Origin of the sequence: Pseudomonas canadensis, assembly GCF_000503215.1 — a bacterium.
GTDB classification, from domain to species: Bacteria; Pseudomonadota; Gammaproteobacteria; order Pseudomonadales; family Pseudomonadaceae; genus Aquipseudomonas; species Aquipseudomonas canadensis.
The window spans coordinates 1,239,167-1,252,611 of the sequence record NZ_AYTD01000013.1 but is presented as its reverse complement, the minus strand read 5'-3'; the positions used below and the strand labels follow the sequence as shown (position 1 = coordinate 1,252,611).

Genomic DNA, 13,445 nt, shown 5'->3' with positions numbered 1-13,445 from the left:
CAATACAAACGTTTGTTTGAATTGCCCGCAGGCTAGGTAAATCAAAGTGGTGCGGCTTATGACTGGCTATTTTGCCGTATTGACCAGAATAGGTGTTCCGGTCAATATACGGTCGGTTTTGCGCTAACCGTAGGCAGACTGCAGGTTTCAAGAGCACGTCCAAAAGCGAGACAGGTGGCGCGCGTCCAGACAATGGCGCGCAGTTTACACGCTGCGATAAAGAATGACCTCTCAGTCACCCCTGACGAACGGTCATCATTTCCCGTGAGCAAGGTCGCCGCCTGCGTTTTTGGAGGTGCCCTTGTGTGCCGATGAGCATCAACCGCCAGGTTCGCCTAGGCGACTTTCTTTTCACCGGAGAGTAACGAGGAATCCATGAAGGTTCTTGTAGCTGTCAAACGCGTTGTCGATTACAACGTGAAAGTTCGCGTCAAGGCGGACAATTCCGGCGTCGACCTTGCTAACGTCAAGATGTCGATGAACCCTTTCTGCGAAATCGCTGTGGAAGAAGCCGTCCGCCTGAAAGAGAAAGGCGTGGCAACTGAAATCGTCGTGGTTTCCATCGGCCCTACCACTGCTCAAGAGCAGCTGCGTACCGCCCTGGCACTGGGTGCCGACCGCGCCATCCTGGTCGAGTCCGCTGAAGAGCTGACCTCCCTGGCCGTGGCCAAGCTGCTCAAAGCCGTTGTCGACAAGGAACAGCCTCAGCTGGTGATCCTCGGCAAACAGGCCATCGACAGCGACAACAACCAGACCGGCCAGATGCTGGCTGCACTGACCGGTTACGGCCAGGGCACCTTCGCTTCCAAAGTCGAAGTGAGCGGCGACAGCGTAGCTGTAACCCGTGAAATCGACGGCGGCGCGCAGACCGTTTCCTTGAAGCTGCCGGCCATCGTCACCACCGACCTGCGTTTGAACGAGCCGCGCTACGCGTCCCTGCCAAACATCATGAAAGCCAAGAAGAAGCCGCTTGAGTCGGTTACTCCTGAAGCTTTGGGCGTTTCCACCGCCTCCACCAACAAGACCGTCAAGGTTGAAGCACCGGCTGCACGCAGCGCGGGCATCAAGGTCAAGTCGGTGGCCGAACTGGTCGAGAAACTGAAAAACGAAGCGAAGGTGATCTGATCATGACTATCCTCGTAATCGCCGAACACGATAACAAGGTGCTGGCCCCGGCCACCCTGAACACCGTGGCTGCCGCCGCTAAAATCGGTGGAGACATTCACGTACTGGTTGCCGGCCAGGGCGCTGGCGCCGTGGCTGAAGCCGCTGCGAAAATCGCGGGCGTGAGCAAAGTCCTGAACGCTGACAATGCCGCCTACGCGCATCAGTTGCCAGAAAACGTTGCGCCGCTGGTAGCTGAGTTGGGCGCTGGCTACAGCCACATCCTGGCTGCTGCTACCTCCAACGGCAAAAACATCCTGCCACGCGTTGCCGCGCAGCTGGACGTTGACCAGATCTCCGAGATCATATCGGTTGAAAGCGCCGACACCTTCAAGCGCCCAATCTACGCCGGTAACGCCATCGCTACCGTACAGTCCAACGCTTCGGTCAAAGTCATCACTGTGCGTGCTACCGGTTTCGACCCGGTTGCCGCCGAAGGTGGTTCGGCTGCCGTTGAAGCCGTTGCGGCTGCCCACGACGCTGGCACTTCCAGCTTCGTAGGCGAAGAGCTGGCCAAGTCGGATCGTCCTGAGCTGACCGCTGCCAAGATCGTCGTTTCCGGCGGCCGTGGCATGCAGAACGGTGACAACTTCAAGCACCTGTACGCCCTGGCCGACAAGCTGGGCGCTGCGGTCGGCGCTTCCCGCGCGGCCGTTGACGCAGGTTTCGTACCCAACGACATGCAGGTCGGCCAGACCGGCAAGATCGTTGCGCCACAGCTGTACATCGCCGTCGGTATCTCCGGCGCGATCCAGCACTTGGCCGGTATGAAAGACTCCAAAGTGATCGTTGCGATCAACAAGGACGAAGAAGCGCCGATCTTCCAGGTGGCTGATTACGGCCTGGTGGCGGACTTGTTCGAAGCCGTCCCTGAGTTGGAGAAGCTGGTCTAATCCAGTCGCTTCACTTATAAAGAGCCCGGTCCTTGTGACCGGGCTTTTTTTTGACTTGGAGACACACGCCATGGAATTGCGCCCTTGGGCGGTACTGCTGGGCCTCACATTGCTGCCGACGCTGTCGCTGGCAGCCGGCAAATGCGATCGCCTGGTGATCACCGGCAGCCCGGACGCACCGCCGTTGCTCTGGCGCGACCCGCAAGATCCCACGCACCTGATCGGCGCCACCGCCGATGTATTGCAACAAGTGGGCAAGGACCTCGGCTTGAAAGTCGACCTGCTCTACGGTGGCAAACGCTCCCTGGCCCTGGAGGAAGTGCGCAGCGGGCGCATGGATATCCTCGCCGACGCGCCGCTGAACCTGGGCGAGCTGGAAACCCTCGACTACATCCATCCGGCGCTGGTGCAGCTCGACTATCTGGTGTGGACGCGCAAGGACTCGGCGCTGGCCTATGTCACGCCCGCCGACCTGCACGGGCACAAAGGCGCAGTGTCGGAACGTGCGCGTTTGAGCGCGGCCTTCGAAACCTTCGCCGGTGAGCAACTGAGCCTGCAACGCCTGCCGTCGCTGACGCCAGCGTTCCAGAAACTGCTGCTGGGTGAAGTGGACTACGTGCTCGCCGGGCGTTATTCCGGTATGGCCATGGCGCAGACCTTGGGCATGAGCAACGACTTGGTTGCCCGTGATATTCCCATCGACCAGCCGGGCCTGTACCTGGCGATTTCCCACAACTCGGCCTGCAATGATCCGTGGCTGCGCGGACAGCTGGCCAAAAAGATGACAGAATTGCCCGCGTCCGGTGTGGCGCAAGCTGCGTTGCAGAGCAATCTGGAGCGCTGGAAAGCGCAATTGCAGCAACCCGTCGGCACCCCAACAAAGTAGGGATTTTCAGTGACTCTTCGACCTCTTTTCGCGGCCCTCGCCGTTGTCGCTCTGGCGGGATGTGCAGCCGATCCTGCGCCGAATGAACAAATGCGCCTCACCCAGCAAGCCTTGGAGCAAGCCAGTGCCGTGGGGGCCAACGCGGATGAATCGCCTGAATTGAAACTGGCTGAAGCCAAGTTCGCCCGGGCCAAGTCGAGCATGGCCGACCAATCCTACAAAAACGCACGTATGCGTTTCGAGCAAGCCGAACTGGATGCACGCCTGGCCGAAGCCCAAGTGCTGACCCGCAAGAGCCAGGAACAGTTGAACGTGCTCAACGCCCGCATCACCCGTCTGCGCAAGCAGTTGCAGTTGGGAGAAGCCCAATGAGCCCGATGATCCGCGGTTTGAGCTGTGCGGTACTGTTGGGCACCGCCGTGTTGGGCGGTTGCGCCACTCATCCCGACAGCGAGCAGGCCTTGCAGCAGGCAAGTAACGACTTCCAGCAAGTCAAGGAAGACGCCAACGTGCTGCGTTTTGCGCCCAAGGACGTGATCCGCGCCGGTGAATCCCTGGCGCGCGCCGATCGCTTGTCCAGCTACTGGGGCAGCGGTGCCGATGTAGTGCATTACGCCTACCTGAGCCAACGCTACAGCGCCATCGCCCGCGAACATACCGAACAGGCGCTCAACCAAGAGCGGGGTGTAAAGCTCGAACTGGAGCGCCAACGCCTGCAATTGGCCCTGCGTGAAAACAAGCTGATCAGCGTGCAGCAGCAGGGCAAATGGCTTGAAGAACAGATCGCCAGCCTGGCTACTACCCAAACCGACCGTGGCCTGGTGATGACCCTGGGCGATGTGCTGTTCGATACCGGTGAAGCAGAGCTGAAAAACTCGGCCAACCGCACGGTGCTGAAAATCGTACAGTTCCTGCAACTCAACCCCAAGCGCGTGGTGCGCATCGAGGGGTATGCCGACAATACCGGCGGCGAGCGCGAAAACCTCAAACTGTCGCGTGACCGCGCACAGTCGGTGGCGGATGTGCTGGTTGACCTGGGCATCGACGAAAAACGCATCCAGGTCGAGGGGTATGGCGACCAGTACCCGGTGGAGGCCAATGCGTCCGAGCGGGGCAGGGCGCAGAACCGACGCGTGGAAATTGTGTTCTCCGACGAAAAAGGCCAATTGGGCGCCGCTCGTTAGGCAACTGACACAGATCAACCTGTAGGCGCTGGCTTGCCGGCGATAGCATCGCCTCGGTTTACTTGATAGACCGAGTTGCCTGCATCGCTGGCAAGCCAGCTCCTACAGGTGGCGTAAGCCGGTCAATGATCGGTTTTTTTATGCGCCTTAGCATTACAGTTTTTACTGTCACTCCCGCCCGCGCTCGACTATTGTGGCAACTGTCCCCGTACACTTCTAAACTGTGCCGGTATGTTTCACACAAAAATAAAATACCCGTGAAATCGAGTGCTGCGTCATGACCAATCTGTTGCTTTACCAACGCATCGCCCAGCAACTGGCCGAGGATATCCGGCGCGGTGTCTATCAACCGGGCGAGCGCGTGCCTTCGGTGCGCAAGATGAGCTCGCAGTTGAACGTGAGCCACGCCACGGTGTTGCAGGCCTACGCCAACCTGGAAGACCAGGGGCTGATTCGGGCGCGGCCGCAGTCCGGCTATTACGTGCACCAGACGCCAGCACTCACCGCACCGACGCCGGACATCGCCCGGGTCGAACGCCCGGGCCTGGTCACCCGCAGCAGTATCATCCAGCAGGTATTGGGCGAGTCGCGCCGCGAAGGGGTGTTCCCGCTGGGCGCCGCCGTGCCGAGCGTGGATTACCTGCCGGTACGCGCGCTGCACCAGCAGTTGGCCAAGGTCACGCGCTTCCAGAGCCCACGGGCATTCAGCTACATGTTCAGCCCCGGTTTCGAACCGCTGCGTCGCCAGGTGGCGATCCGCATGCGTGATGCAGGCGTGGTGGTGGACCCTTCCGAAGTGGTGATCACCCACGGTTGCGTCGATGCCTTGCAAATGTCGCTGCGCGTACTGACGCGGCCTGGCGACCTGATTGCCGCTGAATCACCGACCTATTACGGCTTGCTGCAATTGGCCGACCTGTTGGGCCTCAAAGTCATTGAGATCCCCAGCGACCCGTCCACAGGCATGAGCCTGGAAGCCCTGCAACTGGCGGCCAACCAATGGTCGATCAAGGCGCTGGTGCTGACCACGCGGTTGAGTAACCCGCTGGGCGGTACCATGCCCGAAGAACGGCAGAAACAGTTGCTGCGCCTGGCGTCGGACTTCGATATCCAGATTGTCGAGGACGATATCTACGGCGAGCTGATGTTCGAACTGGGCCGCACCAAGGCCCTGAAGGCCTATGATCGTCTGGATCGGGTGATCTATTGCTCCAGCTTTTCCAAGACACTGTCTCCCGGCGTGCGCATCGGTTGGATGATTGCCGGCAAGTACCAGCAGGAGATCCAGCGCTTGCAGATGTTCAGCACCCACTCCGCGTGCAGCGTCACGCAGATGGGCGTCGCTGCGTACCTGGAAAACGGCGGTTACGACCGGCACCTGCGTTACATCCGCCAGGAGTACCGCAAGAACCTCAGCGCCTTCCAACTGGCCGTGCAGCAATATTTCCCGGAAGGCACCCAGATGACGCGTCCGACCGGCGGCTTCATCCTGTGGGTCAGTTTGCCCGGCCGGGTCAATACCCAGGAACTGCACGTACGTGCACTGCAACAGGGCATCAGCATCGCGCCGGGGCTGATCTTCAGTAACACCGAGCAGTTCAACCACTGTATTCGCCTCAACTGCGGCACGCCGTGGAACCGCGAGGCAGAGCGGGCGCTGATGACGTTGGGGATGCTGGCGAGCCAGCTCTGCCAGGAAACCGCCGCCGGACTGTGACGCTCAGATAGGGGACAAATCCTATAGCAAGCTAATCACCGCGCTTGTCATGCCGCGCACAACAAGCGAGCATATGGCCCTCTGCCGTTAAAGCTGTAGGCAATATGACTTCGATTTTTCGTGCGGTTTTGGTGATTGGCCTGTTAAGCCTGTGCAACGTCGGCACAGCGCTGGCGGCGGCACCTGTGAGCGAAACCAAGCCGGTCGCCGGTACCGAGCAGATTACCCCCGCAAAAAAACCGGCCCCCGTAAAAAAAGCGCCAGCGGTGAAGAAACCAACTGCTGCCGCCAAAAAACGTGCGGCCAGTAAGTCCAAGGCGTCGCGCGAAGTGACGCAGACACAATTGCCACCGGCGCAGTTGGACCTGTCGTTGCCGTCGGACATGGTCAGGCACTTGCAGCCCATCGGCACCATGCCCAAGCCCAAGAGTGTGCCCCTGCTGCCGCCGATGTTTGGCGAGAAACCCACCGACAACAGTGCCTTCCAGATCAACGGCCGCCTGCTCAGCAATGAGATGAAGCTGCAATTGCGCAACGAAGAACGGCGTGAGGTGGAAGGTGCAGCGTTGGATTTCGAGTTCAAGCAGTAAACTTTCCCCACAAAGGTGACGTGGACCGCCGACCATGTGTCGGAGACTGGTCAGTCACTTTTGTTTTCTGCGAAAAACCCCTGTTAGACCATTTTAAAACGGCTGTTTTAGGGCGTACTCTAGCCCGGCCATCCACATTGAGTCGTCGAGGACCTGCTGGTCATGAATTGCCGTGAAGGCTGTGGCGCGTGCTGCATTGCCCCCTCCATCAGTTCGCCTTTACCCGGAATGCCACAGGGCAAACCGGCAGGCGTTCGCTGTGTGCACCTATCGGTCGAACTGTTATGTCAGATTTTCGGCCAGCCGGAGCGACCGGCGGTGTGCAGTGATTTCAAGGCGGATCTCGAGGTCTGCGGCACCGACCAGGCCGATGCAATCCGTTTGATCGGCTGGTGGGAGCAGATGACGGCGGCTTGATGGGCTTTACTATCGGAACTTCAACAATAAGGAATACAACAATGGGTTCGCTGAAACGAATGGCTGTGTTGTGCGGTTTTACGGTGTTGTTTGCTGCCACTGCCCAGGCTGAAGATTGGCAAGTCGCCAAGGACGAAGACGGTATCAAAGTGTCCCTGAGCGAGATTGCCGGCTCCAAATACAAGGCGTATCGCGGTGTGACCGTGATCAAGGCGCCGTTGGCAAAAATCGTCGCCCTCCAGGAAGACGTAGCCGGTGCCTGTGCCTGGATCCACGAGTGCAAATCCCAGAAGCTGGTCGACAAGAAAGGCGACGAGAGTTGGACCTACACCCAATTCAAGGCCCCGTTCCCCGTGACGGATCGTGATTCCTACCTGCATATCACCACCACCAAGGCGGCCGACGGCACGCTGACCCGTAAGCTGGAAGGCGTGCCGACTTACAAGCCCGAAGAAAAAGGCTACGTACGTGTCGCCCAGGTCGACGGCTTCTGGAAACTGGTGCCTAAGGGCGACAACCAAACCGAAGTTACCTACCAGGTGCACACCGAGCCAGGCGGCAGCGTGCCCTCGTGGCTGGCCAACAAGTTCGTGGTGGATGCGCCGTTCAACACCTTGAAAGCCTTGAAAGAACACGCTGAAAAGTAAGCGCAACTGATCAGGTGTCTCCTACCTTGGGTGGAACGTTTTCCGAGCCCCCAAGGTCCAGATAGAGGTAAGCCCACACATGGGTTTTATCGAGGAGGCACCGATGCAAAAGTGGCAGATTACCTTCGTTGATGATCACGGCGTGCAGTCCGTCGAGCAGTTCACCTGCGACCAGAAGCCCAGCCTCGAAGATGCGGCACACATGATTCGCAACAAGCTGGTGCCCGTCGCCGCCGAGTTGGACCTCAATGACCTTGAGGGCCGCAAGCCCGAACCTACGGTCAAGATCCTCAAAGACCAGAACAGTATCCAGATCCTCGACATCTCTCCCGCCGCCTGAACATTCCCTGTACACCCTTAAAGCACCTCTGGTGGAGGTGATAGCTTCGCGCTACTCTGCAAGTGAGATCAGCGAATGAATCGCTAGTTCTGGTCTTGTCAGCTACATGCTTGTTTTCCAGCGGTGATGTTGTTGCCGTAGTCCCCACGCCAGTAGGGCGTGGGCTTCGGGAAGCACGGAAAGTCTATCCATCAATTCGAGGAGCACTTTTCATGAGCACAGCCTATCAAGAAGACATCAGCACCAACGTTCTGCGCCGCATGAAAGAGGGCGGCTTCGACTTCTCGCGTTTCCACCCCATCGAGTTCTACGCCATTTTCCCGGATGAGGAACGTGCGCGCAGGGCGGCGGGTGAGTTTCGTGGGGAATCCCTGAATGCCCAGGTCAGTGCGCGCGACGATGGCGCCTGGTACCTGGAGCTGAGCAAAATCATGTCCGCCACCTACGATGGCATTGGAGACTTTGAGCAAGACTTCGGGGCGGTGGTCGAGCCGCTGGGCGGGATCATCGAGGGATGGGGCGTGAAGCAGGAGGTGCGTGGGTTACCCATGTAGCAGCTTGAAGTATGAGAAACGCAGCGTATCGGCTGACCTTTGGGTCGGCCGATTTTGTTTGTGCCGTAGGAAAATTCTCGGAACTTGCGCGCTATTTTTACGCACCAAAAAAAAACCACCCAAGAGGGTGGCTTAAAGGGAAGAGCGGTTCGCTGAAGGCAGTTCAGCAGATGGGGCGATTATCCGTAGCTTGGGCCGGGCAGTGAAATCAACTCTGACTATGCTGTTGATAGTCAAAGCCCGCATTGCGATGAAGCGTCGGGCGGTGCACCGGGTATTCTGCGCACCAGGACGGTGCGGCTGGATTCTGGTTGTAATTCAACTCACTGATTCTTAAGTGTTTATGCCGCTGGCACGGGCCTTGCGATGGTTCTAGCGCCCGGGTGACAAGGAGTTCGGCATGATCCGCACTTATTACGATGAAATGTACGATGGGGCAGGCCAGGTCCGGCCTCATTACCGCGAGTTCGCCCGCTGGTTGGCCGACACCCCAGATGATCTGCTGGCCCAGCGCCGGCGCGAAGCCGATTTGCTGTTTCACCGTGCCGGGATCACCTTCACGCTTTACGGGGACGAGCAAGGCACCGAACGGTTGATTCCCTTCGATACCATCCCGCGCAGCATCCCCGCCAGCGAATGGCGGATTGTCGAGCGTGGCTGTATCCAACGGGTCAAGGCGCTGAACATGTTTCTCGCTGACCTGTATCATGAACAGCGCATCATCAAGGCCGGAATCATTCCCGCCGAACAGGTGCTGGCGAACGAGCAATACCAGTTGGCGATGCAGGGCCTGGACTTGCACCGTGACTTGTACTCCCACATCTCCGGCGTCGACCTCGTACGCGACGGTGACGGCACTTACTACGTGCTGGAGGACAACCTGCGTACACCGAGCGGCGTCAGCTACATGCTCGAAGACCGCAAGATGATGATGCGCCTGTTCCCCGAACTGTTCGCTGCCCAGCGCATCGCGCCTATCGACCATTACCCCAATTTGCTGCTCGACACGCTGAAAAGCTCAAGCCCCCTGGATAACCCCAGCGTGGTCGTGCTGACCCCCGGGCGCTTCAACAGCGCGTTCTTCGAACATGCCTTTCTCGCTCGAGAAATGGGCGTGGAACTGGTGGAAGGCGCCGATCTGTTCGTGCGTGATGACCGCGTCTTCATGCGCACCACCGACGGGCCCAAGGCCGTGGATGTGATCTACCGTCGCCTGGATGACGCGTTCCTCGATCCGTTGGCCTTCAACCCGGACTCCATGCTCGGCGTGCCCGGCCTGCTCGCAGCCTATCGCTCCGGCAATGTGGTGCTGGCCAATGCCATCGGCACCGGCGTGGCGGATGACAAGTCGGTGTACCCCTTCGTCACCGAGATGATCCGTTTTTACCTGGATGAAGAACCTATCCTGAAGAATGTTCCGACCTTCCAGTGCCGTAAGCCCGACGAACTGTCCCACGTGCTGGCCAATCTGCCCGACCTGGTGGTGAAGGAAACCCAGGGTTCGGGCGGCTACGGCATGCTGGTCGGCCCCGCGTCCACAGCGGCGGAAATCGAAGCCTTCCGTGCGCGTATCAAGGCCAAGCCCCACGCCTATATCGCCCAGCCAACCCTGTGTTTATCCACCTGCCCGACCTTTGTCGAAAACGGCATTGCGCCACGTCATATCGACCTGCGCCCGTTCGTGTTGTCCGGCAAGGAAACCCGTGTGGTCCCCGGTGGCCTGACCCGTGTGGCATTGCGCGAAGGCTCGCTGGTGGTCAACTCGTCCCAGGGTGGCGGCACCAAAGACACCTGGGTGGTCGAGGACTGATGCCATGTTGAGTAGAACTGCCTCGGATTTGTACTGGATGTCGCGCTACCTGGAACGTGCGGAAAACCTCGCACGCATGCTCGATGTCAGCTATTCGCTGTCGCTGATGCCGCAGGACGGGCGTGGTGATGGCCTGCATGAACTGGCCATGCCGCTGTTGATCACCGGCACCCTGGAGGATTACCACGAACGCCACGGCGAACTGCACGCCGAGCGCCTGTTGCACTTTTTTGCCCTGGATGCGGCCAACCCGGCCAGCATCTACAGCTGTCTGGGCGCGGCGCGGGCCAGCGCCCATGCGGTGCGTGGGCGAATTACCGCCGACATGTGGGAAAACATCAACGCGACCTGGCTGGATATTCGCGACATCGCCCAGCAGGGCTTGAGCCGCTATGGCATGAGCCGTTTCTGCGAGTGGGTAAAAGAGCGTTCCCATCTGTTTCGCGGCGCCACCTACGGCACCATCATGCGTAACGATGCGTTTCGCTTCATTCGCCTGGGCACCTTTATCGAACGTGCCGACAACACCCTGCGCCTGCTGGACGCCCGCTATGAGATGGCGGGCGACCGCGCCGAAGCCGTCACCGATGGCACGGCCCACGCCTACTATCAATGGAGCGCCTTGTTGCGCGCGTTGTCGTCGTTCGAGGCCTACACCGAGATCTACCGCGATGCCCCCGGTGCCCGGCAAGTGGCGGAATTGTTGCTGCTGCGTGCCGATGTGCCGCGCTCGCTGCGTGCCTGCAGCGAAGAGATCGACCAGATCCTCGCCAGCCTACCCGGCCTCAATGGTCGGCCGGCCCAGCGCCTGGCCGCCGAGATGGACGCGCGCCTGCGCTTCACCGCCATCGATGAAATCCTCGAGGAAGGCCTGCACGCCTGGCTGACCGACTTTATCCCCTTGGTCCGCCAGTTGGGCGACGCCATCTACAGTTCCTACCTGGAGGCGGCATGAGACTCTCCATCAGCCACGAAACTACCTACCACTACGAAGACCAAGTGCGTGCCAGCATCCAGTACCTGCGCCTGACGCCCCACGACAGCGAACGCCAGCACGTACTTAGCTGGCAGCTCGACCTGCCGCGCCCGGTGCGGGCGCAGGTGGACCCATTCGGCAACATCCTGCATGTGCTGACTCTGGACGAACCCCACGATGCCATCATCATCGGCGCCCGTGGTCAGGTGGATATCGACGAGTTACGCGAGGCCGAACATGAGCACCAATCCGCATTCCCGTTTCTGCGTTGCACCCGCCTGACCGAACCCGATGAAGCCTTGCGCAGCTTTGCCGACCAGCAGTGCCATCAACGTCGTGATCGCACCGCGTTGATCGACCTGATGCACGCACTCAACCAGGCGATGGTCTACACGCCTGGCGCCACCGAAGTCGACACCTGCGCCGCCCAGGCCTTCGCTGGCCGCGCAGGCGTTTGCCAGGACCACACGCATGCGTTCCTGGCGTGTGCACGCAGCCTGGGGATTCCGGCGCGGTATGTGTCGGGGTATTTGTACTCGGAGGACAGCACGCACCTGGCCAGCCACGCCTGGGCCGAGGCCTGGCTGGAGGACGCCTGGTACAGCTTTGATGTGACCAACCAACTGGCCCGCCCGGAGCGGCATTTGAAGTTGGCGGTGGGGCTGGATTACCTCGACGCCTGCCCGGTACGCGGCATGCGCCGTGGCGGCGGGCATGAGCAGATGCATGCCAAGGTGTTCGTGGCGCCGACGCCGGTGATTTCCGTCCAGCAGCAATAATTCACCACTGATCAACTGTAGGAGCCGGCTGCGTCAGGCTCAGGGTTGTTGCTTGCGCCCGGCCATATGCTTCAAATACCCCACCAACAAATCCAGCTCACCGTCCGGCAACACACTGGCAGCAAACGCCGGCATCTTCGCCTGCGGCCAATGCCGCAAGCTCTGCGGGTCGCGAATATAGCGCTTGAGGAAATCACCGCCAAAATACTCAGTGGGGTTATACGGAATGTTCAAATCCGGCCCCACCTGCGCATCGCCGGCGCCATTTAGGCGATGGCAAGCCAGGCAGTTTTTCTGGAACAGCACAAAGCCCTGGTTGATCGGGTCATTGGCTGCCAGTTTTGGATCGGGCAACAAAGCCGGAAAGCGCTCCGCGACCGTCTTCAACTGTTTGATCCCGGAGATCTGGAACGGCCACTGCTCCGGGCTGATGCGCCCGGCTTGCGGGTCAGTCCACACCAGGTAGAACGGCCCGGCACTCGGTTTGCCTTCCGCCAGTGCAGGCCATGGCTGGGCAGGATCTTCCACCGCCAGCCAGGCGCGTGCACCGTGGGTCTCCAGCAGCGGCGCAGCCGTGAGTTCGGCGGCGAAACCATCCAACGCAACGGCTTGCAGATGGCTTTCAGGTTTCAGTCCCGTTAGGAGTGCGGCCAAGGGCACTGCGCGATAACTCATGGTGCGTTTGTAGGAAACGTCATCGACGATCTGCACCGTTTGCGCCTGTGGATGCTTGAGCAGGTCAGCGGTCTGCCACGTCTTGCGGGTGTGGTCGAGTTCGATGGTCAATTGTGCTGCCGAAACGGGAAGCGCGATCAGCAAGGCGAGGAGGGCGAAGATCGGTTTCAAGAGGGAGGCCCGGTGGAAAGTGGCAATGACGCTCACGATACCGGAAATCGGCGCGCAAAAAGGCAGCCCCTGCAGGACCGCTATGCGCAATGTCCCGGCAGGTGCTGCCAAAAGCTGCAAACCCGGTGCTGTGAAGGCACGGAATGTGGGCGTTGAGGGATCACCCAATGACCTTGGTCAAATTGGGCAAGATCAGAATCAGTGTGGTGGCGAACAGAATGAGTCCCGCCTGACGTACTTTCGAATGTTTGAACATGGCTGACTGCCTTTTGTTGTTATTCCTGAGCGTCAAATGCGTGCCGGTTTTATTTCAGTATGGCGAGATGACGTGTCGCTTTTCTTACAGCCGCTCCAGCAAAACCCGGCAGCGACTTCCTACTGATTCAACCTTAGAGCCCTCGTTCTTCTTGGCTTAGACTCATTTCATATCAACTAATAAGCAATTCAGCTTAAAAAGGCATGAGGCATATCGCCATCTTGGCGCCAATGCCTTGGCTAGACAGCTAAAACGATTAACCCGGCAATTATCTTAGGACACTACCGTTCGTCCGAGCGAGGGGGTCAAAAGCAATGAGCGCATCCGTCATTGAAACCGTGTCAATCGGGCCTAAGGTAGAGGCACACATGCACAGCGGTTCGAGG

At 59.5% G+C, this 13,445-nt stretch carries 15 protein-coding genes; 14 read left to right on the top strand and 1 reads right to left on the bottom strand.

What is annotated here, in order from left to right:
* The first annotated feature begins 375 nt into the window (after window positions 1–375).
* The 14 genes from U367_RS0114590 (at window position 376) to U367_RS0114525 (ending at window position 11,957) form a co-directional block, all read left to right on the top strand.
* On the top strand, window positions 376–1,125 hold the full coding sequence (locus tag U367_RS0114590; protein WP_028617555.1) for an electron transfer flavoprotein subunit beta/FixA family protein: 750 nt from the start codon (window positions 376–378) through the stop codon (window positions 1,123–1,125).
* 2 nt (window positions 1,126–1,127) lie between these two features.
* Window positions 1,128–2,057 carry an electron transfer flavoprotein subunit alpha/FixB family protein gene (locus U367_RS0114585; protein ID WP_028617554.1) on the top strand — a complete coding sequence of 310 codons (930 nt, stop codon included), beginning with the start codon at window positions 1,128–1,130 and terminating at the stop codon, window positions 2,055–2,057.
* A gap of 70 nt (window positions 2,058–2,127) precedes the next feature.
* Window positions 2,128–2,943, top strand: a complete 816-nt coding sequence (locus U367_RS0114580; RefSeq protein WP_028617553.1) for a substrate-binding periplasmic protein — start codon at window positions 2,128–2,130, stop codon at window positions 2,941–2,943.
* Between the two features lie 9 nt (window positions 2,944–2,952).
* Window positions 2,953–3,315 carry a DUF4398 domain-containing protein gene (locus U367_RS0114575; protein WP_016980006.1) on the top strand — a complete coding sequence of 121 codons (363 nt, stop codon included), beginning with the start codon at window positions 2,953–2,955 and terminating at the stop codon, window positions 3,313–3,315.
* Window positions 3,312–4,127: an OmpA family protein gene (locus tag U367_RS0114570; protein ID WP_028617552.1), complete on the top strand. Its 816-nt coding sequence runs from the start codon at window positions 3,312–3,314 to the stop codon at window positions 4,125–4,127. Before U367_RS0114575 ends, U367_RS0114570 begins: the two co-directional genes overlap by 4 nt.
* 277 nt (window positions 4,128–4,404) lie before the next feature.
* Window positions 4,405–5,844 (top strand): aminotransferase-like domain-containing protein, encoded by a 1,440-nt coding sequence (locus U367_RS0114565; protein ID WP_015885400.1) that lies wholly within the window; start codon window positions 4,405–4,407, stop codon window positions 5,842–5,844.
* Between the two features lie 104 nt (window positions 5,845–5,948).
* Entirely contained in the window at window positions 5,949–6,434 is a 486-nt protein-coding gene (locus tag U367_RS0114560; RefSeq protein ID WP_028617551.1) for a hypothetical protein, read from the top strand.
* 162 nt (window positions 6,435–6,596) lie between these two features.
* A complete protein-coding gene (locus U367_RS0114555) occupies window positions 6,597–6,851 on the top strand; it encodes a YkgJ family cysteine cluster protein (protein WP_016979374.1) in 255 nt (84 codons plus the stop codon).
* Between the two features lie 41 nt (window positions 6,852–6,892).
* A complete protein-coding gene (locus U367_RS0114550) occupies window positions 6,893–7,498 on the top strand; it encodes an START domain-containing protein (RefSeq protein ID WP_028617550.1) in 606 nt (201 codons plus the stop codon).
* Between the two features lie 103 nt (window positions 7,499–7,601).
* On the top strand, window positions 7,602–7,838 hold the full coding sequence (locus U367_RS0114545) for a hypothetical protein (RefSeq protein WP_015885396.1): 237 nt from the start codon (window positions 7,602–7,604) through the stop codon (window positions 7,836–7,838).
* 212 nt (window positions 7,839–8,050) lie between these two features.
* Window positions 8,051–8,392 carry a ribonuclease E inhibitor RraB gene (locus tag U367_RS0114540; protein ID WP_010208429.1) on the top strand — a complete coding sequence of 114 codons (342 nt, stop codon included), beginning with the start codon at window positions 8,051–8,053 and terminating at the stop codon, window positions 8,390–8,392.
* A gap of 400 nt (window positions 8,393–8,792) precedes the next feature.
* A complete protein-coding gene (locus U367_RS0114535) occupies window positions 8,793–10,202 on the top strand; it encodes a circularly permuted type 2 ATP-grasp protein (RefSeq protein WP_028617549.1) in 1,410 nt (469 codons plus the stop codon).
* A gap of 4 nt (window positions 10,203–10,206) precedes the next feature.
* Complete coding sequence (locus U367_RS0114530) at window positions 10,207–11,157, top strand: alpha-E domain-containing protein (protein ID WP_016979378.1); 951 nt, start codon at window positions 10,207–10,209, stop codon at window positions 11,155–11,157.
* Window positions 11,154–11,957, top strand: coding sequence for a transglutaminase family protein (locus U367_RS0114525; RefSeq protein WP_028617548.1), 804 nt, complete (start codon window positions 11,154–11,156; stop codon window positions 11,955–11,957). The genes U367_RS0114530 and U367_RS0114525 overlap by 4 nt, the downstream gene beginning before the upstream one ends.
* A 39-nt stretch (window positions 11,958–11,996) precedes the next feature.
* Here U367_RS0114525 and U367_RS0114520 read toward each other — a convergent pair whose 3' ends face one another.
* Window positions 11,997–12,803 carry a c-type cytochrome gene (locus U367_RS0114520; protein ID WP_028617547.1) on the bottom strand — a complete coding sequence of 269 codons (807 nt, stop codon included), beginning with the start codon at window positions 12,801–12,803 and terminating at the stop codon, window positions 11,997–11,999.
* Window positions 12,804–13,445 lie beyond the last annotated feature (642 nt).